Origin of the sequence: Acinetobacter calcoaceticus ANC 3811, from assembly GCF_000399665.1 — a bacterium.
Taxonomy (GTDB): Bacteria; Pseudomonadota; Gammaproteobacteria; order Pseudomonadales; family Moraxellaceae; genus Acinetobacter; species Acinetobacter calcoaceticus_B.
On the sequence record NZ_KB976986.1, the window covers coordinates 1,735,049 to 1,762,013 of the forward strand.

21 protein-coding genes, 1 tRNA gene and 1 pseudogene are annotated in these 26,965 nt (G+C 29.4%); 4 read left to right on the forward strand and 19 right to left on the reverse strand.

Annotation, left to right across the window (positions count from 1 at the left end):
- Nucleotides 1-129: 129 nt before the first annotated feature.
- On the reverse strand, nt 130-1,062 hold the full coding sequence (locus F935_RS09475; protein ID WP_035366199.1) for an LpxL/LpxP family acyltransferase: 933 nt from the start codon (nt 1,060-1,062) through the stop codon (nt 130-132).
- 240 nt (nt 1,063-1,302) lie between these two features.
- Between F935_RS09475 and F935_RS09480 the strand changes: the two genes are divergently transcribed.
- Nucleotides 1,303-1,920, forward strand: a complete 618-nt coding sequence (locus tag F935_RS09480; RefSeq protein WP_016138726.1) for a LysE family translocator — start codon at nt 1,303-1,305, stop codon at nt 1,918-1,920.
- A gap of 98 nt (nt 1,921-2,018) precedes the next feature.
- On the opposite strand, the gene F935_RS09485 is transcribed toward F935_RS09480, so the two are convergent.
- The 3 genes from F935_RS09485 to F935_RS09495 all read right to left on the reverse strand — a co-directional run bounded on the left by F935_RS09485 (nt 2,019) and on the right by F935_RS09495 (nt 3,447).
- Complete coding sequence (locus F935_RS09485) at nt 2,019-2,564, reverse strand: glycoside hydrolase family 108 protein (RefSeq protein ID WP_016138727.1); 546 nt, start codon at nt 2,562-2,564, stop codon at nt 2,019-2,021.
- Between the two features lie 28 nt (nt 2,565-2,592).
- Entirely contained in the window at nt 2,593-2,982 is a 390-nt protein-coding gene (locus tag F935_RS09490; protein WP_016138728.1) for a hypothetical protein, read from the reverse strand.
- A 210-nt stretch (nt 2,983-3,192) separates the two neighbouring features.
- The gene (locus tag F935_RS09495; protein ID WP_016138729.1) at nt 3,193-3,447 is read right to left on the reverse strand and encodes a hypothetical protein; all 255 of its coding nucleotides are present in this window, start codon (nt 3,445-3,447) and stop codon (nt 3,193-3,195) included.
- 669 nt (nt 3,448-4,116) lie between these two features.
- Here F935_RS09495 and F935_RS09500 point away from each other — a divergent pair.
- Nucleotides 4,117-4,788 carry an XRE family transcriptional regulator gene (locus F935_RS09500; RefSeq protein ID WP_016138730.1) on the forward strand — a complete coding sequence of 224 codons (672 nt, stop codon included), beginning with the start codon at nt 4,117-4,119 and terminating at the stop codon, nt 4,786-4,788.
- A 150-nt stretch (nt 4,789-4,938) separates the two neighbouring features.
- On the opposite strand, the gene F935_RS09505 is transcribed toward F935_RS09500, so the two are convergent.
- Entirely contained in the window at nt 4,939-5,172 is a 234-nt protein-coding gene (locus F935_RS09505; protein ID WP_016138731.1) for a hypothetical protein, read from the reverse strand.
- Between the two features lie 173 nt (nt 5,173-5,345).
- A tRNA-Met gene (locus F935_RS09510) sits at nt 5,346-5,422 on the reverse strand.
- A 255-nt stretch (nt 5,423-5,677) separates the two neighbouring features.
- On the opposite strand from F935_RS09510, the gene xseA reads away from it, so the two are divergent.
- Together xseA and xseB are read left to right on the forward strand one after the other, a co-directional pair.
- Complete coding sequence (gene xseA, locus F935_RS09515; protein ID WP_016138732.1) at nt 5,678-6,943, forward strand: exodeoxyribonuclease VII large subunit; 1,266 nt, start codon at nt 5,678-5,680, stop codon at nt 6,941-6,943.
- Nucleotides 6,933-7,127, forward strand: a complete 195-nt coding sequence (xseB, locus tag F935_RS09520) for an exodeoxyribonuclease VII small subunit (RefSeq protein ID WP_016138733.1) — start codon at nt 6,933-6,935, stop codon at nt 7,125-7,127. Before xseA ends, xseB begins: the two co-directional genes overlap by 11 nt.
- A 265-nt stretch (nt 7,128-7,392) precedes the next feature.
- On the opposite strand, the gene F935_RS09525 is transcribed toward xseB, so the two are convergent.
- From F935_RS09525 to F935_RS09580, 13 genes and pseudogenes are all read right to left on the reverse strand, one after another.
- Complete coding sequence (locus F935_RS09525) at nt 7,393-7,611, reverse strand: hypothetical protein (protein WP_004793583.1); 219 nt, start codon at nt 7,609-7,611, stop codon at nt 7,393-7,395.
- A gap of 48 nt (nt 7,612-7,659) precedes the next feature.
- Nucleotides 7,660-7,734, reverse strand: a pseudogene (locus F935_RS18750) (LysE family translocator); the annotation flags it as partial.
- A gap of 73 nt (nt 7,735-7,807) precedes the next feature.
- A complete protein-coding gene (locus tag F935_RS19230) occupies nt 7,808-8,188 on the reverse strand; it encodes a 4'-phosphopantetheinyl transferase family protein (protein ID WP_080645579.1) in 381 nt (126 codons plus the stop codon).
- Entirely contained in the window at nt 8,137-8,451 is a 315-nt protein-coding gene (locus F935_RS19235; protein ID WP_016138734.1) for a hypothetical protein, read from the reverse strand. Before F935_RS19235 ends, F935_RS19230 begins: the two co-directional genes overlap by 52 nt.
- 23 nt (nt 8,452-8,474) lie before the next feature.
- On the reverse strand, nt 8,475-9,122 hold the full coding sequence (locus F935_RS09540; protein WP_016138735.1) for a DUF2306 domain-containing protein: 648 nt from the start codon (nt 9,120-9,122) through the stop codon (nt 8,475-8,477).
- 12 nt (nt 9,123-9,134) lie between these two features.
- The gene (locus tag F935_RS09545; protein ID WP_016138736.1) at nt 9,135-10,130 is read right to left on the reverse strand and encodes a 3-oxoacyl-[acyl-carrier-protein] synthase III C-terminal domain-containing protein; all 996 of its coding nucleotides are present in this window, start codon (nt 10,128-10,130) and stop codon (nt 9,135-9,137) included.
- A gap of 15 nt (nt 10,131-10,145) precedes the next feature.
- A complete protein-coding gene (locus F935_RS09550; RefSeq protein ID WP_016138737.1) occupies nt 10,146-11,207 on the reverse strand; it encodes a thioesterase domain-containing protein in 1,062 nt (353 codons plus the stop codon).
- Nucleotides 11,208-11,226: 19 nt separating this feature from the next.
- Complete coding sequence (locus tag F935_RS09555; protein WP_016138738.1) at nt 11,227-11,970, reverse strand: thioesterase II family protein; 744 nt, start codon at nt 11,968-11,970, stop codon at nt 11,227-11,229.
- Nucleotides 11,971-11,981: 11 nt separating this feature from the next.
- Complete coding sequence (locus tag F935_RS09560; RefSeq protein WP_016138739.1) at nt 11,982-16,370, reverse strand: AMP-binding protein; 4,389 nt, start codon at nt 16,368-16,370, stop codon at nt 11,982-11,984.
- Entirely contained in the window at nt 16,370-21,418 is a 5,049-nt protein-coding gene (locus tag F935_RS09565; protein ID WP_016138740.1) for a type I polyketide synthase, read from the reverse strand. The genes F935_RS09560 and F935_RS09565 overlap by 1 nt, the downstream gene beginning before the upstream one ends.
- 15 nt (nt 21,419-21,433) lie before the next feature.
- Complete coding sequence (locus tag F935_RS09570) at nt 21,434-22,180, reverse strand: diacylglycerol/polyprenol kinase family protein (RefSeq protein ID WP_016138741.1); 747 nt, start codon at nt 22,178-22,180, stop codon at nt 21,434-21,436.
- A gap of 14 nt (nt 22,181-22,194) precedes the next feature.
- Nucleotides 22,195-22,848 (reverse strand): HAD family hydrolase, encoded by a 654-nt coding sequence (locus F935_RS09575; protein WP_016138742.1) that lies wholly within the window; start codon nt 22,846-22,848, stop codon nt 22,195-22,197.
- Between the two features lie 8 nt (nt 22,849-22,856).
- The gene (locus F935_RS09580; protein WP_016138743.1) at nt 22,857-26,381 is read right to left on the reverse strand and encodes an AMP-binding protein; all 3,525 of its coding nucleotides are present in this window, start codon (nt 26,379-26,381) and stop codon (nt 22,857-22,859) included.
- Nucleotides 26,382-26,965 lie beyond the last annotated feature (584 nt).

Consider the following 26,965-nt stretch of genomic DNA (forward strand, 5'->3'; position numbering starts at 1 on the left):
AACTGAAAACTTTGATGCTCTTACACTTCCCTATTTAATATTGATTTCATTAATATTTCTTCCATTTAAAAATCAAATTTTGTTTCATTTTAATTGAAAGCAGTCAATTTTCTACTGCCCTTAAGACCATCAATAAAACTTCTGTTCACCAGCAGGACGTGTCTTAAAACGTCGATGGAACCACATGTATTGTGTAGGGGCAATCCGAATTTGATTCTCAATAATTTTATTGACTCTTTCCGCATCACTCACTTCACATCCACTCGGAAAATTTTCTAATTTAGGTTCCACGAGAACATGATATTGAGGGTTTCTGATATTGCCACTTCTGTAAAAGTACAAAGGTACAGCTGCTGCTTTTGAAATGTCCATCAGTCTGCGGTGAGCGGTCACAGTAGCCGCCTGTATTCCAAAGAAAGAGGCCATTACACCTTGTTTTAAACCAAAGTCCTGATCTGGGCTATACCATATTGCATGACCATGTTTAAGGTTTTGAATAAGCCCTCTCATGTTGTCTCGAGCAATCTGGTTTTTATAGACTCTTGCACGGCTACGATGAATCAGAAAATCTAAAAAGGGATTGTTTTGAGGTCGGTAAACCACGTCCATATTAAAAAATAAGGTACAAGCGGCTCCACCAGCATCTAAAAGCGTGCTATGCGTACCTAATAGAAGTACACCATTTTCCTGATTATTGGTTAAGTTCTCTAATCCATCTATATGAACGCGGCTTTTAAACCAGTTTGGGCTATACCAAGCATTTAAAGCTTCAAATACACCCGTTATAGTATCAACAAAAACCTGTTTAGCTTTGTCTTCAATTTGCATAGGTGTTTTTTCAGGAAAGCATGCTTCTAAATTACGTAGTGTTGTTTTTCTTCTTGAACCCAAAGATTTCCATGCCACTTTCGAAAGAAGATCGGCGAGACGCCATTGAATAACCCAAGGTAACATCGCCAATAACATGAAAATAAAAGCTACAAACCATAGACCCCAATATTTAAACGATAAAAAGGAAAATCGAAATTCGCCAGATTTAAACTGCCGTTCTTTTTTCGTCATACTGTACATTTCTTGAGGTATAGGCTTAGCATACTAACAGCCCCTGTAGTGGGGGTTGTATGTTTATGTTGCTTTGCGTATTAAGCTCTTTATATACCCGACCTATTTATATAAATGTACATGGTAAATATTTAATCTATTTAAGTCTTAAATATACATAACAGTCTGTATACATAACCTATTTTCTCATTTAAAGTAATCCCACAATCTTGCCTCAATTGATAAATAGGATATATCAGCGTGAGCGGTCTTTTAGTCTTTATAACAATTGCATTTCTTACCCTATTAAGCCCCGGCCCAGGTGTTTTATTTACTGTCACAAATTCAATCAATTATGGTGTTAAAACCGCTTTATTCGGTATTAGCGGCTTAATTATTGGTATGTTTGTAATTGCTGTAATTTCCGCTAGTGGTGTAGGTCTTATTATTACGAGTAACCCTACTATTTTTACGGTTTTAAAATTTATTGGTGCATTTTATTTAATGTATCTAGGATATAAAAACTTCAGTAAAAAAACGCCATCGCAAGATTTAATCACTAATCAGCAAAGCGATAAGGATGTAAGTAAATCTAAACTCTTTTATCAAGGCCTCCTCGCATCATTGCTTAACCCAAAAACCATCGTGTTTTTTATCGCTTTATTCCCACAATTCATTGATATAAAGAAAGAAATTTTAACTCAGTTTTTAGTTCTATCTTTAACCTTTTGTTTTATTGGTTTCTTAATTCATTTGGTCTATGCAAATTTCTCTTCAATTTTTAAAGAAAAGATGTTGGCTGGGAATAATTTTTCTATACTCAATAAAGTCAGTGGAGCTGTTTTCTTTTTACTTGCAATTTTACTCATCGCACAATAAATCATTATTTTTCAGAAGTATGCTTTAAAAGCCTTAACTCATGATTAGACTTTTAAAGCATTTTTATTATTCAGCATCTTTTCATCTAATTACAATTTTTACAACGACACTCTGTTTAAAACCCATCCATAAAAGAAGTCTTCATAGTTTGGGTTCTTCTCCGTAATTTCGATATAATGCTGCCCTTGCATAATATTTAAAACGCGTAGTAATACCGTTTCTCCATCTTTATTACGCCTATTCAAATATGTACTCAATGCTTGAAACGTCAGAGGCCCATATTGTCCATCTAAAGCAAGATTTGGCCAGCCCTCTTCACCCTGCTTATTTAGCAGATTTAAAGCACGTTGCAACAAAGGCTTGGTAAAGCTGACTCCGCAATTTATAGCCGTATCAAATAACTCTTCTGCAATAGCTGGGCTAATTTCATTGATCTGGTCAAATTGGGGCTCAAACCAATATTGTTTCTTATAAATAGATTTGGCCACAGCTAATGGTAAATCGTGCATATCACCCTCATAGCCTTGTGATCGAGCGACTGCCTCTGTAATGCCAAATTTGGTAGCATGCCCATGGTCTGATGGATGATTAATATATCCACCTTCTCTGTTTATGATTGCTTCTAAGTACTGGTCAATATTCATTTTATTTTACCTATATCATTGAAACCGTTTAGCTATTTTGCAGATCATCTTTCGCTTTTTTTAAGTCTTTCATGACTTCCACAATCGTTTTACCTTCTTGTTTATTGATGAAGTTAAATACCCATCTCACAATCGCCCAACCCGGTAAACCGCAAATAAAGAAGAATCCACATAGTGTGATCATTCCCCAAATGTCCGATACCCATTCATGTAAATTCCATTTCATGATAATAAATGAGCCACCTGTTAAGCTTGAAACCACTGTACATATCAGTCCCACAATCCATTCTTGCGGTGAGCGAGGGAAACGCATCATCAACACAACTGCGACAACTAAACTGACTGCCAAAGCCACCATAATTGCGATGCTATAAAAATTTAAAAATGTGGTTAATCCACTCGTTGGAACTGCTTTCATAATCTTGTCCTGCTTTAAAGGGTAAAACTTGAAAACTCGCCACTCTTACCAGCTTGCTGTTTTTCAGGTTTTATCAATACCCTTAGTTTTCTTTATTACAGTCAATAAAAAACACTAACGCTTTTTTAACCGCGCTAAATCGCAAGACGAACTTATCCTTGACCCCATATTTCAGGGGTCCAAGAAAGAATGTTTGTATGCTAAAGCCTGTTAGTGTGCACTGTTTAAGGCTTGTTCAATCAACTCAATCACGGTGATTGCACCTATCGCTTTTTGCATAGAGACTTGATCATCGAATTCGAATGCATCATCTTCAAGCTCACTTGCAATTTGCCTTGCCTCTTCAAGTGCCCTTTTTATTTTTTGTACCTTGTATTTGTTTACGTCTTTTGCAATTGTTGGGGCATATCCTCCACGTTTTGCATTTTTAAGTTGTTTAGCTCTGTTCTGCATTGCTGTAGTCATTCACTATCTCCAACTCACACGTTTAGTCAGGTATCTTTATCGTTTGTTATTCTTGAAGTTTTGATCCATTCTTTGAGCAATATAGCTAAGCTATGACTACAAATGTGTGTTCAAAACGTTTCATCTGATGCAACAAACATAAATAACTAAACGGTATGCATTTAAAGCATTAATTTAAAAATAAATATTTCCTTTTCTAAAATTGTAAAAAAGTATGAAAGTACTTAAATTTAAGCTTTTTTCGCACTTTAATTTTTTGACCAAAAAGTTCAAATAAGGCTTTGCCGTATATCGGAAACTTTTGTTAGGACTCACAATCTTTGCTAAATTCTTCATGTTCTTGATACCCTTTATCGACGAACATTAAGCCTGATCCACGGAATCGGGCTTTTTTTTATTCCAATTTTTGTTTTGATAGCCTACTTGTAAATAATAATTGAGCTATCTCCGTTTTATTTTGCCTCTTATAGAAACAAAATAAATTTAGCTTCCATCTCAATACGTTGATAAGCCTATAAATAGAGTCTCAAACTCTACTTAAACTTTATCTATTCATTTGAAGATATAACTGATATTATAACTATAGTTATTATTAGTCAATAACTATAGTTGTTTTACTAGATATAACTTTAGTTATATATTTGTTATAAGTTTGCTGGTGTAACCATTATGGCTCTTAAAGATCGTTTAAAAGATTCCAGAATTAAAGCGAAGAAAACTCAGGCTGAAGTAGCAGAAGCAGTCAAAATGTCTCAGCCTGCCTACCAAGCTTTAGAGTCTGGGAAAAATTTAAAATCTGCGTTTCTTCCACTCATTGCCCAATTTTTAGGTGTAGATGGTTATTGGTTAACGACTGGAAATACAGAAGACTCTTTTAAAGAAAGTGATGTATTTAGTCCTACTGTTGTGAGTGCTGAATCCTCCGATCAATATGCCTGGATTGAAGTAGTAGAAGCTAGTTTTTCTTGTGGTACAGGTGAGTCGATCGAGTTCCACTTCGATGCAATTAATGGAAAAATTCCTTTTCCTGCTTCATTCTTTAAAGAAAAAAGAGTTGCTCAAGAGTGCATGCGCATTATTAAGGCTAAAGGCGATAGCATGACAGACTACATTAAAGATGGAGATTTAGTCGGTATTGATATATCTCAAACCGAAGTGATTGATGGCGAGATTTATGCGGTTTACTTTGCAGGCGAAGGGATGATCAAGCAAATTTTTAAAGAAGCAGATGGTTCTTTAATTTTGCATAGTTTAAATGAAAAATTTAGAGACCGACGTGTAACCGAAGAAAATGGAAAGAACTTTAAGGTCATGGGTCGTCAATTCTGGCGAGCGGGTTAATTTAGTTATAAATATAATTAAAATAATAATTCTATAGATTTGGTATGTTTTTGCTTTTTATAACTTTAATTGTTTTTATCTATGTAGATATAAAAAAACCTATCTCCTTTACAAGAGATAGGTTTTTAGCTTTAAGGCTAAACATTTTTATCAACAATACGCAGTTAAACGATAAAGCTGATTAAATCCAGCGTAGAAGCTTTTACCATCTTGGTTTAATTCGATTTCTTCACCAGATTGTAGTTGAATTTTCTTACCAACTTCGACCCAACGATAACCATCTTGAGAGTTTTGCTTACGCACATGAGGAACAATCCTCACATTAATCTCATTACCATTTACGGATGTGGCAATTAGCCACTCATTTACTATATTCACAATCATTCACTCATCACTGAGCTCATGTGATTTGACGGTATTTAATTAGAACACTAGATTTAAGGTATGGACAGTCAGTCTAGAATTTAATATTTAGCTTGATATAGGGTTATTTATAAGCTAATGCTTTTCATAATTTTCGCATCATGAAAAGTGGTACATCACAGAGCATAATATTTTGGTTGCGGGGGTTGGATTTGAACCAACGACCTTCGGGTTATGAGCCCGACGAGCTACCAGACTGCTCCACCCCGCACTAGGAAGTAAGCTTTATACGCCTATATATTTCATAAAGCAAACTCTATTTTTCAATCCATTGTAATTCATCAGATTTATATTTTTTAATTAAGATTATCTTTTTAACTAGCTAGTGATTAATAAGCTCAATTTAAAATTAAACTTTTGAATTGTTGTATTTATTTTAAACAGAACCCTAAATTCACAGACAACAATTGCCTTGGGTGGGCTGCTTTTTATACTATCTAGGTTAGTCTTTTAATGTTTAGTTCGTATGTCTGAACCTCAGTTTTCCCTTAGTGAATATCTCGGCACAGTTCAGGAAGTCATACGTTTGGCTTTTGATGAGCCAGTCTGGGTAAAAGTAGAGATTCGAAATTTAAATATTAAAGGCGGCCATTACTATTTAGAGCTTGCAGAAAAAGATGCAGAGACTGATAAAGTCATTGCCAGTTGTAAGGCCACCATCTGGAAATTTTCGGCAAGTAAAATCGTTTTAAAGTTTGAACGCGAAACAGGTATTGAGATTTCAAGCGACCTAAATGTTCTCATTAAAATTAGAGCACGCTTTGATCCTCAATATGGATTTTCAGTCAATATAGAAGAGATCGACTCAAGCTTTACCTTAGGTGAAATTGCTAAACGTTATCAGCAAATTATTGAGCGACTCACACAAGAAGGTTTAATTCATAAAAATAAACTTCTCCCTACTCCTTTTGATATTCAAAATGTTTTAGTCATTGCTCCTCAAAATGCTGCGGGCCTAGGTGACTTTAAAAAAGATGCCGATGCTCTAGAGAGAAATGGTGTTTGCCATTTTGTGTATCACACCGCTACTTTTCAAGGGAACACCGCTGCAACTAGCTTGATTGAATCTTTAGGTTCGGGTTTAAGACAATGGGCCAGCACATTTAAATTTCCACCAGACTTGATTGTAATTATTCGTGGTGGCGGGTCTGTCAATGATTTGGCTTATTTAAATGATTATGAACTTGCGGCCCTACTCTGCAAACGCACTGTACCCATTTGGGTCGGTATTGGTCATGAAAAAGACCGTACCATTCTTGATGAAATTGCCCATCGTTCATTCGACACGCCAAGTAAAGTAATTGCGGGTATTCGCAACCATATTGTTGAACGTGTACAAGAAGCCGTCGATAGTCTGCAAACCATTAAGCTCCTTTCGCAGCATCAAATTACGACTTATCAAAGCAAAAATGACCAGCTACTTCATCAAATTAAATCTTCGGCCCAAGGTCAACTTAACTCGGCACATCGCCTGCTTGACCAAATAAAAGAACGTATTCAGTTTAGTTCACAGCAACAAGTTAAATTTTCATTAGCTCAAATTGAATCTTTAATGAAAGAAGTCCTTTTACAAAATCCGAAACAGGTTCAAGCCAAAGGCTATGCAATTGTTAGATCAGAAGGAAAGGCAATTCGCTCTATACATCAAATTTCAAACCCAGCCATTGCGATTGAAATGCAAGATGGTGTGATTGAAGCCAATATTACACAGGTAATTCCAAATGAAGAATGAAGAGTTAACGTTTAAAGACGGCCATGACATTTTGAAAAAAAATGCCGAATTACTTGAGTCTCAAGAAAGCCCCGATATTGATAATTTAATGAAGATTGTTGAAGAATCTATAACTGCTTATAAAGCGTGTAAAACACGTATTGAAGCCGTTCAGCAAGCTTTAGATGAAACATTTAAAGAATAAAATGCAAAGAAAAAGCCCATTCCTACTTCTCATTGAAGGAATGGGCTTAGTGAAAACCACTTAGTCCTGAAATGCAAAAATGTGGATTAGGTCACACTTTTGCAAAAAGCATAGTCCCACAACTTATTTGGATCTTCAATATTTTAATTGTGTCTATTACGTAGTTTGGCTCTATTTTCAGCACACTTCTAACTAAAAGTTCGCCGATGAAAATCACACTCAATACATATTCTACTTTTAGTTATTTTCAAATATGTTTTAAAAGCTATTCCTCGCTGAATGCTCCAATCAATTGATAAATTTTACCGTCTTTAGGGTTTTCATAGAGCAAATCCATGTTAGGCAAAATAATGTCATCATCAATTTCAATATGTTCAACACTTTTATGAAGTTCAAGGGCGTGGTCATTCATAGGTCGAACTTTTGCCAAAGCAATCGTTTCTTGGTTAAACTGGTCCTTAATAATTACTTTTAATCTTTTCATAAAAATCTCCTGAAAATTAAAATTTTTAATATAAATATTGGTTTAAGTTTAAAATGAGCTAATCGCTGAATAGCTGATTGGCATAGCAAAAAAAGTTAAAATAAATGCAGCCGTACGTTGTAAATATTAAATAATAAACTATAAGAATATTATACTATCAAAATAAAATGCATCCCCAAATAAACCAATAAAATAATTATTTTAAATAAAATCTTACTGGAAAGTCACTATCACCTTCATAGCTAAGTGAACACACTATACCGATTTTTTTTAAATCATATGAAATAATTTTCCAAAACTTTTTAAACATAAAAACATTATACAAATTAGTATTAATAAGATAAAGGTCATCAATCAAACCTACTCCTGATGCTTTTAATATTGCTTCTTTTCTTGTCCAAAAGAAAAATTTTTCCTTATTCTTGTTAAAACTTACATTAATAGAACTTATTTCACTATCATGAAAAACATATTTCAATATTCTATCAGAAAAAATACGATTATATACGTTTTCAACATCAACACCTATTTGAAATGGAGCAATTGCGATCGCAATCGCTCCTTCAGTATGAGAAATATTAAAAAAAAATCTTTATTCGGCCATTTTAAATATGGTTTACCTTCAGCTGTAAAATCAATAACAATATCTTTAATTTCAATATTAAAATTTTCACAAATGATCTTTTTTAATAAAATTTTAGACATTGCATATAAATATTTATCTTTAGAAAAGACAATTTTATTAAATCTTACTAGTTCAAAATTAGATAAATATTTATACACACAATTTAAATCAATAAAAGTATTTTTATAAATATGCAAATGAATTTCAACACACACAACAACACCTTATCAAAGTAATTTCATCTAATTTTATTTAATTTTTCGACAAAAATAAATTCATTTAAAAAATAAAGTGTACCTGATCCCAACCAAAAAACTTGAGCCATAGCTTCACGTTCAGGAACATCAAAAACATTTATAAAAAAAATTAAAAATAATCGTGATAATACTATACCTAAAGAAATTGCAATAATTCTACTAACAGCAATCTGATGTTTTATAAATAAACGTTTTTTAGCAGTTGTAATAGCAGCTAAACTATAAAAAACTATAAGAAAGGCAAAAAATAAGTTTGGAACAACAGCTATTACTCCAGCAAAAGGATAAAGAAGGGACACAATAACACCAGTTAGAGCTAATAAATTTGCTGACAACAAAAATAAATAGCCTGATACTTTATGAATTTTCGCATTTCTCTCTCTAATATTCCTAGATAATTGTATTAACATTAAAAAAATAAATAACAATCCAAGTATTACATGCAATAAAATAGGTTTTGGGTTAGAGGAAAAAGCATTAAGTTGATTAATAGCATAATCAGGACCAATGATTTTATATAACAAAGGTCTACGTAGTTCAACAGGAAAGAATAAAAAATCAATACTTATTGCTAGTGCTAAAAAGATTAAAATTTTATTTAAAAAATTATTTAATTTAAGTTGATACATATCACAATGCCTTTAATTCATTTCTAAAAGAGCCATGGTCCAAGTAACGCCTGCTCCTAAACTCAGTATCAAGACCCTATCCTTAGCCACAGTTTCCTTATTATCAATAATATTTTTTAGTCTAATAAAACAATCACTTGAGCCAACATGTCCTAATGTTAATCCCCAATCTATTGAGTTTGTTTTTTTAGGTTTGGGTAAATGAGGAAGATAGTCATTATGTAAAGTTTTATGACCAAAATTAGGTAGAATAAGATGGTCTACCTCAATTTTATCAGTTAGGTTTAAACTAACTTTAATTTTATTAAGTAATGAATGAATTGCATTAGCTGAAATCTTCTGAATTTCGTCAATACTTTTTTTATCTCTAATAAAGCTACGTTTTGTTGATCTCATATCATGAGGATCAAAAGTATGCTCCAAGTCAGAGACATCTAATCTAACTAAACCTTCTAACTCTGGGGTAGTGAAATGTTCTACTGCTAATATATTAGCCAATGATGTCTGAGCTTCATCATTACTAATAATTACCGAGCATGCGCCATCAGCATAAATAACGTTATAATCGACAGACCATCTTGAAAAATTACTAATATTAAATCTTTCAGAAAAAGTACATAAAATTGATTTATTTTTTTCATTGCGTAAAATATTGCAAGCCATGAAAACTGACATAAGCCCATTACATCCATGATTAACATTCAGACCAATTGTTTCTGGAATATTTAATTTGTTTTGCAACCAACAGGTTGGTGAATGATAATAGCTATAACCATTATAATGAAAAGAATTATGAATTAAAAAACTTAGATCATTTAGAACACTATTATTTTTTAATGATAAAAATGACTCATATGCCATTTCAAGTGGGTAAAGTTCATTTTCTATTGCAATAGCTATATATTTATTAAATTCTAACTCTAAAGAACTATATCTTCCTTCTTTACTTTCTGTAATAACACAAGCTCTTTCTTTAGGTAGATAAACACCAATATCTATAATTTTCATTTCATCACCAAATCGTTATTTATTATCTAATGCATTATTTAATGCTGCTGCAAGACCAACTACATAAGGATACTTGTGTAAATTAAGATGATCACCTTGAATTTTATATACATCTAACTGACCATTAACTATTTTATCCCATCCTAACTCAGGAGTTAGAATATTTGTAAATTCTGGATCTGCAGTATGTATAAGTGTCACATGACCAGTATAAGGTTTTAAAATATATTTTTTTGCAGCATTGCTATTTGTTAGCCCTATTTTACACATAGGAATTAAAATTTTTAAGAAAAACAATAAAAAACTTTTTGGTTTTTTTAATATAGAAAATAAGAGATTACTATTTTTAAAGGACGGATCAAAACTAATCAAGGCCTCATTAGTAATTTCTAAAAATCTTTTTACGAGAATATGTTTAGGCACTTTTTGAAAAAATTTTTCTAATGAATCAGTAGCTAAATCAATTAGAATGAGACGATCCACAAAATCACCATTTTCACGTAATTGTCTCGCCATTTCATAAGCAACGATAGCACCAAACGACCACCCGCCGATTAAATATGGGCCTATAGGTTGTACTTTTTTCATATCTAAGATATATGATGCAGCCAGCTTCTCAATACTTTCTATTGGAGCAGTATCAGAATTATATCCTTTAGATTGAAAGGCGTAAAATGGACGTGAAGTTCCCATTTCTTTAGCCAAATTCACATAAGGATAAATTAAACCAAATAATGGATGTATTCCGAAGAATGGACTGTTTAAACCCTGTGTTTGCAATGGAACAATTTGTGTCTGAATATCCGCTGTATTTGTACCATTGATTACTTTAGCCATCATTTTTATAGATGGGTTTGCAGTAATTGATGTGATAGTAAACTGATAATTAAAATTCTTTTTTATAGCTTCAATTAGTTCAATCGTTAATATAGAATCACCTCCAAGCTCAAAAAAACTTGCTTCAATATTAAAATTACAATTGCCCAATATACTTTTCCAGATATCCATTAATTTGTTTTCAATATCAACCACATTAAAACTGTTTTTTTCCAAACTACTAATATTCTGATTTTTCATAATATGTATTTTCAATTACCTATATAGTACAAGAAGTCCATTCATTAAGAATTAAATGAATAACCTCTTCCTTATGTTGATTAATAAAAAAATGATTGCCAGAAAAAATATAACTAACAATATTCTTAAATGTATATAACGACCAATTCCCCACATCATTAATATTTACTTCTGGATCAGAATCACCATTAAAAAGAATAAAAGGAATTTTTAATTTATTCTTATCAGTTAAGTACCATGTTTCTATTAGTCTTATATCATTACGTATTGCAGGTAAAAACTGCTCTAAAAGTAAATTGTTACTAATAAGTTCATTAGGCATGCCATTTAAGGATATAAGTTTATTAACAAGATCCACATCATTCATAGTATGAATATATGTTTTTCTTCTATTTTCTGGGGCAGATCGTCCTGAAAGAAATAAATATTGTGGAATAATATTAAAATTATTTTGCATCTTTTTACTTAATTCATAAGCTACGATAGCACCCATACTATGACCAAAAAAAGAAAAAGGCAGGTCTAGTAAATGAGAAATCTTATTATAAATAAAATTTACAAGCTCATCAATACTATGAATATTTTGATCATTATTACCAAATCGACCAGGATATTGTATAGCAACTATCTCTAAATCATCAGGAACAAAATTTTCAAAGGCAAAATAATAATTAGCTAATCCACCCGCAAATGGAAAACAGAATAACCGACGCTTTATGTTATTCTTAATTTTAGGAATATAATAAAATTTTTCACTATTCATAATAAAACAACTTAAGCAGAATGAAATTTACATATTTGAGTATAATGTTTCATTATTAATTCATTTGTGAAAATGACATCAATATCATTATTCAAATTTACATCAATGATTGGATGATAATTCTTAAATACCTCTCTTAAACTATTAGCCATACCTATAAGAAATGGATAAATTTCTTTGAAAGGATATAAACTAGAATGCTCATGTGATAACTTATAAACAAGTTCAACCCAATCAGAATAAGGTATTTTTTTAAATTCTTTTTCAGCTGAAACTTCTAAAAGCTTAATAATATTATCCCAAGCTGTCCATTTCTTTCCACATAAGTGAATAATACTATTGCTATTTTTTTGATTAATTGATTCCTCTACAATAACTGAGGAAACTTTATTTACGTCTACAAAGTTATCAACTCCAGTTTCAATTGGCGCATACCCAGAAACAATTGCACCCGCTAATACTACAGAGTAAAAATCTTTCAGATTTAAATCATTTGAATCAACATCACTGATTATTCTAGAAGGTCTAAATATTTTACATGGCAGTCCCATTAACTTAGCCTTTAATAAAAGCTGTTCACATACCCATTTACTTTCAGCGTAACCGAAGTTAATAAATTCATGTTTTTCCGTAAAAAAGGTTTCTGAAATTTTATTTAATTTTGGATTAAGTACACTATAAGTAGAAATAAAATTAAGATATTTTAGTTTTGATAAACAACAAAATTCAATTATCTGCTTTGTAGATACAATATTTTCACGCATTACGGAATAAGGTAACGTAAAATTTACTAATGCAGCACAGTGTATAACAGAATCAATTTTTTGTGATAAAGTAATATATTCATCAAATTTCATTCCAAAATTTGAAGCTCCAAGAAATCCATTAATAAAGTATACATTTTTTAATTTTGAAAGATCATACTTATCACCAAGTGCCTTTAAAACTCTATGTTTTGCTTGGTCACAATCAGCAGATCGTACTAAACAATGAATAACAATATTAGGTTTATTAATTAATTCTTTTAAAACACGACTTCCTAAATATCCTGTTGCACCTGTTAAAAGAACGTTTTCAATTTTTTCAGGCGCATTCAGAGGAATAACAATATTGGGCAAATCCATGTCACTTTCAAAAGAATAATGATTTTCATAAGAAATTTTATTTATTTTGCTATCTATTAAATTTGACAAATCATTAATAGTTGAGAAATTGTAAATTTCTTCCATTGATAAATTTACACAAAACTCATTCAAAATATCCATTTTAAGTGTAACCGATTGAAGTGAATCTAACCCCAGACTAAACAAATTAGAATACTTATCATCTATAACTCTACCCATAATCTTAGAGATAATACAAATTAAATTATCTTCAATTTTTTCATTATTTTTATAATTAACAATTAATTCAACCTCTCCAACTTCAAAATAACTCATTATAGCCTTTTTATCAACTTTTCCATTATTATTAACCGGTAAACTTGGAATAATCCGTATTTCAGTCGGGAGCATGTATAAAGGAAGTTTTGATGCTAAATATTTTTTTAAAATTTCAATTTCAATTTCGTGACCAACTACTACAGCTAGTATTTTAGGATTGATGACTTCAGTATATATTACAGAGCAATTCTCAATACTTGGATGAGATCTAATAATAGCTTCAATCTCCCCTAACTCAACCCTATAGCCTTTAATTTTAACTTGATTATCGAGTCTACCAATAATATCAATATAATTATCTAGATTATATCTAGCTAAATCACCAGTTTTGTAAACTTTAATTTCCTTTCCACTATGCTCTAAAGTGATACGTAAAAAACTTTTATTATTGCTATTTAAATATCCACTAGATAATTGAGATCCTGTTATGCATAACTCACCAACACCACCAATTGATGAAATTGGCATATTATTGTGATCTAAAATATATAAATTACTACTATCGAATATATTTTTAATTGGAATGAAATCTGATGAATTTTGTACCTCATCTAAAGGATCAAATTTATCAGCTGTAACATATACTGTTGCTTCCGTAGGTCCATATAAATTCCATAAATTATTAACGCTTTTTATTAATTTCTGTGCCAATTTTGTTGGTAGAGCTTCTCCCATAGAATATGCATCAAGATTCCATGTATTTTTAGGATATCTAATTAATAGGCTATTCCAAGTCGTAGGAGTAGCTTGTAACGCATTAATATCATTTTCTTGTATTAATTGATTAATTTTTTCTGGATTTTTTGCATGATGACTATTACTCAAAATAAGTTTTGCACCTGAAAACAGAGGTAAAAATATTTCTGCAATTGATGCATCAAAAGATATACTACTAATACTTAGAAAATTTGTTTCTCTATTAAGACAAATTTTTGAATTTAAATTATTTAAAAAAATATTCAATGCTTCAAATGTAATAGGAACCCCTTTTGGAATACCAGTACTACCAGATGTATAAATAATATAAGAAACAGTGTTTTCTAAATTATTTTTTATATATTTTATAGATTCACAATCTTCAAATGAATTAGTACTCTTTTTAGAAATATTAAAAAAATTAAAATCCTCCTCATCTGATATTACCAATTTAGGTTTTGCCTCATCACAAATAGTTTTTATTCTATCTGCTGGCAAGTTCAAATCAAGTGGTACATATGTCGCTCCTGATAAAATTACACCCAATATAAATGGTACTAAATTTATATTTTTATCCAGGTGGACAACTACCTTATCGCCAAAACCTACTCCTCCAAAATTTAATATTCCTGATATTTTCTTAGCTTTAGAGAGCAAATCTTCATAACTAATCTCATTATTATTTGCTTTTATTGCTATCTTAGACTCATCTTCAATTAAATAAGATTCTAGTTTATCAAAAAAATCATAAGATTTTTTTTCATTAATCTTTTCATTAAAATTGAGCTCATTATTATTTACCTCCGTAATTTTTTTCTCTAAATCTAAAGTGACATCACCTATACAGTCCAAAATTTTTTGTTTTAAGGACAATAACATTATTTTAGTTACTTTATTATCATTTCCACATAACTTAAAATCAATGACCCCATTAATATCTCTTGCAGTAAGCATTAAATCACCAGAAGAACCTATTTGCCTAGATTCGCTATATGTATTTCCTAACTTTAATATATTTTTTATTTGACCACTATGCCATGCAAAAGTAAGTGGTGTTAATGGTGATCTAAAATCTACGTTAGAAAGACCCATTTTTTCAATTAATAAAGAAAATGGAATATTTCTATAATTCTCCGATAAAAGTATTTTATTAAAAACTTTTTCAAAAATTAATTTATAACTATCATTATCGTCCACATCAATAATAAAGGGTACTAAATTTGAAAAATTTCCTACTACAAAATTATTATTTCTATTAGTAACTGTTGTAGCCAAATTAATCAATATTCGTTTGTTGTTACTTAACTTTGCAATACTAATAGCATAAATAGAAAAAATTATTGAAAAAATAGTAACACCAGTTTTTTCTGAAATTTTTCTCAAATAAGTAGATGTTTTTGAATCTAACTCCCAAGATAAATTCATATACGAATTCGATTTTGATAAGCTATGCTTCCAACCTAAGTCCGGTATTTCCGGGAGTTTTGAAAGATTTTCTAATTGGAATTTTATTGAATCCGAATATATTACTTCATTTTCAAATATATCAATTGTTTCAAAATAATTATTTTCAACAGAATACAAATCCTTACCAAAATAACATTCTGTAATTTCTTTTTGTAATATTTGTAATGAATTAAAATCAGCGACAATATGATGCACACAAAATACAAAATAGTATCTATCCACTCCACTAACGTTTCTTTGGATTATTTTGCAATTTACAACTGGCCCTTCTTTCAAATCAAATCTTTTCTTAGCTATCTCTTCGAGTTTATCTTTAAATAAGCTATCATCAATTTCACTTATATATTCAATATCATTAATCATTTCTAAAAAAATATCGTTAGATATAATTTTCTGCCATAAGCAACCAAACTGCATGAAATAAACTGTTTTTAATATATCGTGTCTTGATAATATTTTCAATATACTAGTTTTCAACTTTATTAAATCAATAGTTGGATCAATCTCAATAGCAGTAAAAATATTATAAGCTGGGCCTATTTTATCAATTGTATCTAAAAACCATAATGACCGCTGTTCATATGACGTTGGATAAGCAACTTCAAAACAATTTTCACTTATTAGAAAACTAATAATTTGCTCCTTATTCTCCTTTAATTTGTTTAAAATCATTTCATTATTATATATGCAATTTTTAGCTACCAGATATTTCAACTTATCATTTTCTACCCAAAGTCTAATTCCCTGTTTAGCATAATCAAAAACAATTTTTTCAGAATTTATATTACTATTCATTAAACTTCTCCTGCTAACCATTGATTTTTTTTGACTTCTATAGGTTTATGAATTTTAGAGTGAATTTCATATCCGATTGATTTAAGATTATTACTACCTAATAATTTCTCCATAGAAATTGATAAAAGAAAATTACTTTGTATCCAACTTGATATCTCTACAGCTAATAAAGAATCTGCTCCTAAATCCATTAATGACAATTCAGGGTCTAATTCAGTATGTTTAATACTTAATAAAGTTGAAATATAACTCAACAATTTTGCTGTAACTTCTGCTTCTGAAATATTTTCTAGATTAACTGCATTTTTCTCTTTATTTGCAAATTTTTCTGATTTGACAGCATATGCAACTATTGGAAATTTATTTCTAATAGAAATAGTTAATAATTCTTTTATTTTTTCTATTGGAATAAAATCTATTCCTAATCTATGTAAGCGCTGTACATGTATAGAATCTAACTCATCTGCCATTCCAGCTTTAACAGGTCCCAATGCAATACTCTTAGCTGGTACGCCTTCTCCTATTTTTTTTATTACCCAACTATTTACTGCACTATTTGCAGCTGTGTAATTTGACTGCATTGCTGATGAATAATATATTCCAATAGAAGTATAGGTAATAAAAAATTTTAAATCATCTAGCTTCCAAAATTTTTCAATATTTAGACATCCCTGTAACTTTGGTTCAATTACTTTTCTTAAACTATACTCATCCATTTTTAAGAATGATTGATCTAATAGACTGCCCGCTGTATGAATTATCCCTATAATTTTCTTATTATTTTTATAAATTAATTCAAATAAATTTCTTACATCTTCAACATTTAAGATATCACCTTTTATAAATTGTATTTTCGCATTTTTTTTATTTTCTAATTTTATATCAATATGAGATCGACTAAAAATTACAATATCTTTTGAACCAGATTCTAACAACCAATCTAATGTAGGATGTAATAATCCACCTGCACCTATAACAATAGTAACACCTTGAGATAAATCATTATCATTATGAGTATTACAATTTTCTTTTAATAGTGGAACGATCTCCATTCTTTTTAGCACATCATCTTCAAATAGATAATCACCAGCATCTATATTATTTAAAAATACTATTTTATCAAGTAAAGTATTTGGTTTGTTAAACCTACTATCTACAAAGACAATTGATAAATTTTCAATTTCGGAAGCCAAGCTTTTTAAAAAACCAAAAATACCACTATTATTAACATTTATATTGCTATCTAACATTACATTTTTTATAAAAGCATAAATTTTTACTTTCTCTCCATTATTTACAACTGGTATTATAGTATTAAAAACATAATTTTTTATATATATACAATCTTCAACAATAACATCGACACTATTCTCTTTTATTGGATATTCATTAATTATTAATTTAATTATTTTACTTCCATCAGGAGAATCTAAAAAATCTGAAAAAGTAATGTGATTGGGTAATAAATTTTCTTCTATAGCAACTAAGTTGTCATCTTCTATTATTTTACTAGCTGTATAATTTATATAATTTTTTTTACCAACAAAAATATTCAATTCTTCAGTATTAGATAGTAAAAGTTTTTTTGAAACTCTATCAAATTTAATGGATTCCACCTCAATTATTGTACCAGCTGAAGATGAAACTAAATTGAATCCTCCGCATAATTTCGGAAGTTTTTTTCCTTCATCATTAACTGTTGTTGCATATACATCGTATTCTTCTTCACCAAATGTATTACCTAGATATACCAATGACGTCACTTCAGAAGGAATAACAATTTCATCCCCATTAATTGCTTTCAAATCTTTACTAATTAGTGAATACAATGCATGAAAACATGAATCCAACAATCCAGGATATATTGAATATGAATTTAAATCTGGTATTAGAATAGGTTGCTTAAGTTTTCTTAATGCTTCTCTATCTTTATCTAATCCACTAGATATCCATTGAAACGATCTTCCAAGTGTATATCCTTGTCTATCAAATTTATAGTAAAAATCTTTATAGTTTTCAAAATCCTCATATTTCCAATTTTCCATTTTTTTAATTTTAATATTTTTAAAATCATGTCTTCCTACAACACCTTCACAAAATAAAATAGTTTCATCTTCTGAATAAAATTTAAATTCAAAATTATTTAATCCTTTTTTTTCAAACACTAATTTTATATTAGTTTTATATGCACTTTTATCTAGAAATAAAGGTTTCAAAAATTTTAAATTATTGATACATATTGGACGATTACCTAAAATTTTCTGTCCAGCTTGTAAAGCTAATGCAATCCAACTTGCTCCTGCAAAAATCATAATATCAAATATATTATGTTCTAATATATGAGGCTGCTCAATTTTATTTAAATTTACTAAAAAAATCACTTTATCATTTGTATGACCAACTGTTTTTATATTAAAACCTTTATTAGAAAGATTACCCACTTCCCTATTTTCTAGATTCAATGGAAGCCAATATTCAGACTTTAAAAATGAATATAATGGCAATTCTTTATTTATTGCCCCATAAGAAACTTCATTCCAATTAACATCAAGCCCCATTAAATATAATTTTGCTAAATTTTTTGTAATATCTTCTTTTAAAATTCCATTTTTTTTCAAGCTATATGCAATTTCAGCTTCTGGCTTAATGGCTAAAATATTACTTCCTAATACTGGATTAGCTCCTATTTCTAAAAATTTACTATACCCTCTTTCAACTAGCTCTCTAATTGCTTTTTCAAAATAAACAGGTGATGTAATCTGATTAACAAAATATTCATGCAGATTAGGTGCATCATCTCCTGTCTGCACCCAAGTAATAATTTTTTCTCTATTTCTTACAATATTTTTCGTTTCATTGTAAAAAATATTTGATGCTTCTAATAATAACTTTGAGTGAAAAGGGTAACTCACCGTTAACTCAAAATATTTGACACCTAATTCTTTAATAATATTTAAACATTTTTCCTTTTCAGCTATAGATAATGAAAGTGTAATATTGATAGGTGAGTTATATGCTGCTACGGCAATTTCATTTGGTAGCTTTTCAATCAAACTTTCTATTTTTTGTATCTCACCTGATACTGAAAGCATTATTCCTTTTTCATTACTATTAGCGATACTTTCACCTCTTAAAACCACTAATTCCATTGCTTCTTCTATAGTTAAGCATCCCGCTGTCACTGCTGCAGCATATTCTCCAATACTGTGACCAACAACAGCTGTAGGAACTATCCCTAAATTTTCCCAAAACTTGGACAGAGCAATTTCTATTGCTACAATAGCTGGTTGTACATTTTCAGTCTGATTCAACAAACAATCTTCTTTATTATTAATTATGTCTATTAAATTTTTACCAGTTATTTTATTAAAAGTCTGAGCACATCTATCTAAATAAATCTTAAAAATAGAGGAATTATTATATAATTCTTTTCCCATAGTTGCATAATGTGTGCCTTGACCTGCAAATACAAATACTATTTCTTCTCTATTATTACTATCATGTTTTTTTTGATAATTTAGATCTATTAATGAATCTGAATGATCGATAAAAAAAGCTGATCTATATTGTTTAAAATGATTTCTATTCTTCTGCGTAGAAATACTTAACTGATCTATTTCCTCAAATTTTTTTTTCGATTTAGAAATCATGGCTTTTAAGTTTGTTATATTTTTTGACAATGATTCATCATTTTTTGCAGAACTTAAAAATAAAGGGAAAGTGTATAAAGAATGTGGTAATAGAGATTTTTCATCTTTCTTTAAATATTCGCCAATAATTATATGAGCATTTGTTCCACTCATACCAAATCCACTTACTCCAATTTTAAGTTGTTTATTTTGAGATAGTTGTCTACTTCTTGAATCAATATTTAGATTCAAGTTTTCCCAATTTATTTTTGTACTCTTTTGATTTAAATTAACTTGCCCTGGGATTTTACGTTTTTTAATTAATAACATTGTTTTAGCTAAAGATGCGATACCAGCAGCAGCTTCTAAGTGGCCAATATTAGCTTTCACAGAACCGATTTCTAAAATTTTATTTTTCTTTGAAAAAATAGCACCTAAGGCATTAGCCTCCATTAAATCACCTAACTTTGTACCAGTACCATGAGTTTCAACATAGTCAATATCATCTATTTCTAATTTTGCATTTTTAATCGCTTCTTTTATTACAGCTATTTGCGAATTAGGGTTAGGTGCTGTTAGTCCATTAGTTTTACCATCATGATTTATTGCAGAGCCTAAAATAATTGCATGGATATTGTTACCATCTTTCTCTGCATCTTTTAATCTTTTTAATACAAACACTCCTCCACCTTCACCACGTATATATCCGTCAGCTGTGTCATCAAATGCAGATAATTTTCCAGATTTTGATAATGCTTTCATTTCGCAAAAACCAATTGTAGTTTCTGGGCTTAATATTGCATTTACTCCTGCGACTAATGCTAAATCACAGCTCTTTTTTCTCAACTCTTGCAATGCTAAATGAATGCAAACTAAACTAGATGAACAAGTAGTATCTAATTGAATTACGGGACCTTTAAAATCATAAAAATATGCTAATCTACCTGCTGCAATACTTTTAGCAGATCCTATACCTGTATAAGAATTTATCAATAAACCAGATTGAGAATGTAGACGTGCATAATCATCTGTTGTTACTCCAACGAATACCCCCGTATTTGATCCTCTTAATTTATGTGGATTTATATTCGCATGTTCTAATGCATGCCAAGATGTTTCTAAGAGTATTCTTTGTTGTGGATCTAAATAATTTGCCTCAATAGCAGGAATATCAAAAAAATTACTATCAAATTGCTTGATATTTTCTAATAAACCAGCATTTGCAACATAGGCTTTGCCTGGACTAGGCATATTAGAAGAATCATGAAATTCGTCGCTCCATCTCCCAGATTTACATACATCACTATAAACATGATTATTTGAATTCAGAACCTCCCATAAATTTTCCTCATTAGAAACATTGCCTGGTAATTTATAACTGTATCCAACTATTGCTATAACATCATCATAAGTATTCATTTTATTTCCAACTCGTTATACAAAAAAATTATCTAAAAATATTAAAAATAATGGAGAAAAAATAAAAATATTCATATTATCCATTCCTCTAGGTGAAATAGCTTCTACTATAAATATTAATACTCCATATATTAAGGAAAGTATTAAAATAGATATAGAAAATTCTTTTAAATAAAGAAAAAACAAAAAACAAATCAAAAAACTAAATAAGAATACTATAAAAGATCCTGCTGCAGATTTTTTATTTTCACCTCCCCAAATATAATCTTTTACTTTATATTTGTTATTAGCACCAAACTTCAAACCTACAGGCTCTGCAAAACCATCAGCAAAAGCAACCGTAAAAAAAGCGATTCTTACATAGTCCAATGGATAATTTAAAACACAAAAAATTAATGCTATATTTCCAGTAATTAAAGGGAAAAAAAAGAAAAAACGCTTTCTAGGGTTATCTCTTTCTCTTAAACTACCTTCAACTATCCCATATATATATCTTTTCTTAGAAATACTACTCAACCCATATATCAAAATAACTAGGATAGATCCAACAAATACTGTTGGTATTAGAATATTTACTGGTAAAAATGCTAGTAATGGGGTTGAAATAACCATATGACCAAAATGATTTAATTTCCTACTATATCCATCATGCCACAATATCTTTCTTTTTAAGTATGTTGATAAGTTACCTAAAAAAAAAGTACTTATTACCAAATATATAAGCAATCTAATCCATGAAATATTACTTAAATCAAGACTCATAATTAACCTTTTATTTAAATCCACTTAAGTTTTATAACATTAGTTAGTTTATTATCTATTTTTTTACTATCACTATTTATCAAGTAAGGGTTTTTACTATTTATAAGAATAGGATAATCATCTTCTATATCATCACTATATGTAGCAAACCATGGTCCTTTTATACCTTGGAGTTCTAATCGTCTAACTTTTTCTTTATGTCTACAGTGTTCCCCACCAATCCATCCTCCAATTTTCTTTTTTAAAGGTGTTCCAATAATATTTACATTCATACCTATAGATTTAACCAATACTGTGGCTAATATTTCTGGTGCAGCTGTTACAATAATAACTTTTTTTCCATTTTCAATATGTTTATGCATTTCTTGGATACCATCCATGAACCAATATAAATCATCGTACGATTTAGCTTTAATTTTTTCCGAAAACTTTATAAAACTTTCATGTAATTCTGTATCGCTTAAACCAACGGTAGCCAACCATAAAAATAATGAAGCTCCTATTGATTTATATTTTTTAATTTTCATTAAAGGTATCGCTAATGGCATAATTAATATAGCACCTGATAATCTAAAAATATTATCTTTTAAAGCCTCTTTAATCCATTGCTTTGTCGAATCATTTGAAAGTAATGTGCCATCCATATCAAATACAACAATTTCAGCCATATATACCTCTACATCTTATTTACAAGATAATTACTAAGTTTATTAATAGTCGGAAACTCCCACAATACAGTAGGGTCAATTTTTACTTTATATTCATCTTCAAAACTATATGCAAGCTCTGCGGCATCTAATGAATCCAGCCCCACCTCAAAAAAACTCTTATCACAATCAATATTTATTGAATTATTTTTTCTTTTTTTAATCCAATTTAAAATCCATTTTCTTATGTGATACGTATCCACTTTATTATCGCTCTTTTCTTTAATAAAAACTTTGATATTATCTATATTTTCTTTTTCATCCATCTTAATAATTTCAACATCATTAAAATCAATATTAGGATAATTTTTTATTTTTGTTTTTATAGTTGTCCAATTTGGTAAATCATTATTTTCATGGCATATTCCTTCAATTATTTCAAAATTCATAAAGTGTTTATTTTGTCTTTTTTTGACAAAAAAATCACGTAATATTGTGTCTTTTGAATATTTAAACCACTCAGCAGCCTCATTCTTTAAATCATGTGAATTATTAGTTTTATTATAACTTTCTTGCAATAATAAATAAGAAAATGATAACCCTAATGTATAGTTTGACAATCTCACTAAAGATGATTTTTCACTTTCCCCAAATTGCAATATTTCATTTTTAATATTTTTAAGATTTTCTTCTAAAGAGTCAAAACCATAATTATCTCTTAAAAAGGTTATTACTTTAGGTTGTTCATCAATTAAACACTGACCTACGAATTCAAATAATGCTTCAGAACTACCCTCAAATATTCTTAAGAGTCTTGCATCTCTTAGCATTTGTGGAATTGAGTTTGCTTCATCATAACCTCGACCACCAAAAATTTGAAGCAAACTATCAATACTATTCCAGCATAACTCACTCGCAATTGCTTTAATTAATGATAAAAGTTCATTAGGTACAGAAATAGATGAATCTAATGTATTTGCAATTTTATCTACTATATATTTTATAGATTGTGTATAAATACTAATTTCAAATATTTTTGAGGAGACTAGTGGATGATCTATCAATAACCCACCTACAATTTCTCTTTTTTGTGTATAATCAGCTATTAATTTTAATGATCTTTGCATACTACCTAGAGCCATATAAGCTACCCCTAGTCGGCCAAAATTAATTGTTGACTCTATTACATCAAAACCTCTTCCAATTTCACCTAAAATATAGCTACTATCTACTTTTACATCATTTAGAATTATTGAATTTTGTATTATTCCTCTCATTCCCATAGTTAAAGTTTCATCTGATTGGCCAAATCCTTTTAAATTTGTTGGTAGTAAAAATGCTGTTACACCTAAATAATTGTTAAATGAATCATAACTTTGAGCAAAAAATAAAGTTACCTCAGACCAACCTGCTGAACCGATCCATATTTTTTCTCCACTTATACTCCATATATTATTTTCGTTTAGATAAGCCTTGGATTTTATAGACCTTGGATTGGATCCGGATGAACTCTCAGTTAAAGCAAAAGATCCAAATATTCGTCCACTTCTTAAAAAATCTAGCCATTGTTTTTTTTGTAAATCAGAACCAAATTTTTCTAGGGGTGATAGTACTAAGCCATTATGAATACCTATTAATGCAGCACAAGTAAGATCTATAGAGGAAATCTTACGGATAAAATTCATGGTATGAAATATTGAAATTTTTTTATTTTTTTGTTGATAATCTGATGCAGTCATGCCAAAAAAACCTTTATTTCCTAATGCTAGGACTAAATTGGGCGTAATGCATCTTCTTTCGTCAAATAATTTGAAATCAAATTTTGTAAATTCTTCATCAATCCATAAAGACATTTCATTTATTTTGTCTTGATTATTATTTAAACAATAAAGATATTTATCGGAAGTATAGAATTCATTAAGAAATCTTTCTTTAGTTTTATTTCTTGCTATTTTTCCGCTTGTCGTTTTAGGTAATTTTCCTTTAGGGATAAAAATTATATTCTCAATATTTACCCTTAAATTCTGTGCTACATTTTCTTTAATTAATTTTGTTAAAACTTCACCATCTTCATTAGGATTAAAATCTTTAAAAACCTCATGGATTAAAATTATTTCTTGCTCATTCTGAGTTTCTATAGCAAATGCCGCACCTCCATGTCTAATTAATTTATTACTAACTGTCTGTGCCACTCCTTCAATATCTTCAGGATAAATATTTTTCCCTCTTAGAATAATTACTTCTTTTTTTCTGCCCGTGATATAAAGTTCATTATTTCTGATAAACCCCAAATCTCCTGTTCGTATTGGATTAATCAATTCTATTTCTAATTTCAGAGTTGATGCTACTTCTTTATTATTAAAATACCTTGGACTACAATTATCTCCAGATACAATTATTTCTCCAACTTCACTTTCATTACAACATCTATTTTCTTCATCATTCCAAATTATTGTTTTAGAGTTTTTCCCCCAATCAACGCCTAATGCAACAACTTTTTTAGAAAAACTACTATTTGGTTTTTTTTCTATAACATTAGAATTTTTCAATGCCTCTAAATCTAAATCTAAAATATTAATATTATTTTTCGAAGTCCGACTCGTTACAAATAAAGTAGCCTCTGCCAAGCCATAAACTGGATAAAAATTTTCATATTTAAATCCATTTTTTGAAAATTTCTCAGAAAATCTCTCAATAGTTTTTAATGATACTGGCTCACTACCATTTAATGCTGACTTCCAACTAGATAAATCCAAGTCATCATGATCATTAATTCTATCAACACAATAATCATATGCAAAGTTTGGTGCAGCTGAAAGTTCCACTTTATATTTACTAATGATATTTAACCATTGCTTGGGATTTCTTAAAAAACTTTCTGGTCTAATAGCATGTACCGTACTTCCATCAAAAATAGGGTGTAAAATTTTACCAATCAAGCCCATATCATGGAAAATAGGAAGCCATGTCCCATAAATTGTATTACTAGTTGTTTGAAAAGATTCTTTAATTTGTAAATGATTAGAATAAAGATTTTTATGTGTTATGACCACACCTTTAGGATCGGATGTTGAACCAGATGTATATTGTAAAAATGCTGTTTCATTTATTGAAATTTCACTGATATTCAAATATTTATCCGATAGAAGTAAATCCTCTATATTAATATACGAATTCAAAATATCTTTATGAGTAAAAGACTTGTCAACGATACTTGTGATAGGATTACAATTATTGAGCACTACTTTCAATCTTTCAGCCTTCTTATCTTGTTTTGTCGGAGCTGTTAAAGAAACCGGTATTGCACCAATACTTTGCACACCAAGAAAAGCTATAATATATTCGATTGAATTAGCAAGTGTTAATGATACTCTATCCCCATAAGTGACATATTCTTTTAACTTATAGCCAACTTTAGTGACTAGATTATATAGTTCATTATATGTGACACTAGATATATTCCTCTCATCTAATACATCATGATAACAGAAAGCGATTTTATCTGGTTGATTTTGTGAATGTTCAAACAATGTATTAATAATATTTTTCTTCATAAGCCTTCATTTAATTTGCGGATTAATTTAAAAAATTTAACAAAAACAATAGAATAATATTTTATAAAATATCATTTAAATTAATTTAATAAAAACAAAAATACAAACAGACAGATCTGTATACAATTTAATTCAAAGAATGATATACATATTTTTCTTCTTGTCAATACTCCAGAATTAATCACTTAATTACAACAATAAATAATATTTAATTAAACTAAAACATTAGGATATATATTTTAGATCAATTAAATATTATTTAAATACATTTATTTTCTTAATTAAAAAATTACAATAAATTATAAGATCTCTGCAAAATACTGGATCTCAAAAGTAGAATATTAAATTATTTAAATTTAAGGAAAACTTTATGGCTGCTTTTTAATTTTTATCATAGCTTAATTATGAATTTCCTAAAACAAGTTAATTCCAAGTACTAAAACTCTATTGTGAGTAGATTTAAGAGAAATAATTTAATAAACAAGTTTTTGAATTTTGATATTTTATTATAAAATCTACAATCTTTTTGCTTCAACCAAGTTTATACTTTATATAGTGTATAAATCACGTATTGAAGCCGTTCA

Coding starts and splice junctions, on each gene's coding strand:
- F935_RS09485 (WP_016138727.1), bottom strand. CDS start 2,564: ATGAATATTGACCAGTACTTAGAAGCAATCATAAACAGAGAAGGTGGA.
- F935_RS09555 (WP_016138738.1), bottom strand. CDS start 11,970: ATGAATAGTGAAAAATTTTATTATATTCCTAAAATTAAGAATAACATA.
- F935_RS09490 (WP_016138728.1), bottom strand. CDS start 2,982: ATGAAAGCAGTTCCAACGAGTGGATTAACCACATTTTTAAATTTTTAT.
- F935_RS09500 (WP_016138730.1), top strand. CDS start 4,117: ATGGCTCTTAAAGATCGTTTAAAAGATTCCAGAATTAAAGCGAAGAAA.
- F935_RS09575 (WP_016138742.1), bottom strand. CDS start 22,848: ATGGCTGAAATTGTTGTATTTGATATGGATGGCACATTACTTTCAAAT.
- F935_RS09550 (WP_016138737.1), bottom strand. CDS start 11,207: ATGAAAAATCAGAATATTAGTAGTTTGGAAAAAAACAGTTTTAATGTG.
- F935_RS09505 (WP_016138731.1), bottom strand. CDS start 5,172: ATGATTGTGAATATAGTAAATGAGTGGCTAATTGCCACATCCGTAAAT.
- F935_RS09475 (WP_035366199.1), bottom strand. CDS start 1,062: ATGACGAAAAAAGAACGGCAGTTTAAATCTGGCGAATTTCGATTTTCC.
- F935_RS09560 (WP_016138739.1), bottom strand. CDS start 16,370: ATGAATAGTAATATAAATTCTGAAAAAATTGTTTTTGATTATGCTAAA.
- F935_RS09570 (WP_016138741.1), bottom strand. CDS start 22,180: ATGAGTCTTGATTTAAGTAATATTTCATGGATTAGATTGCTTATATAT.
- xseB (WP_016138733.1), top strand. CDS start 6,933: ATGAAGAATGAAGAGTTAACGTTTAAAGACGGCCATGACATTTTGAAA.
- F935_RS09495 (WP_016138729.1), bottom strand. CDS start 3,447: ATGACTACAGCAATGCAGAACAGAGCTAAACAACTTAAAAATGCAAAA.
- F935_RS09565 (WP_016138740.1), bottom strand. CDS start 21,418: ATGAATACTTATGATGATGTTATAGCAATAGTTGGATACAGTTATAAA.
- F935_RS09525 (WP_004793583.1), bottom strand. CDS start 7,611: ATGAAAAGATTAAAAGTAATTATTAAGGACCAGTTTAACCAAGAAACG.
- xseA (WP_016138732.1), top strand. CDS start 5,678: ATGTCTGAACCTCAGTTTTCCCTTAGTGAATATCTCGGCACAGTTCAG.
- F935_RS09580 (WP_016138743.1), bottom strand. CDS start 26,381: ATGAAGAAAAATATTATTAATACATTGTTTGAACATTCACAAAATCAA.
- F935_RS09540 (WP_016138735.1), bottom strand. CDS start 9,122: ATGTATCAACTTAAATTAAATAATTTTTTAAATAAAATTTTAATCTTT.
- F935_RS09545 (WP_016138736.1), bottom strand. CDS start 10,130: ATGAAAATTATAGATATTGGTGTTTATCTACCTAAAGAAAGAGCTTGT.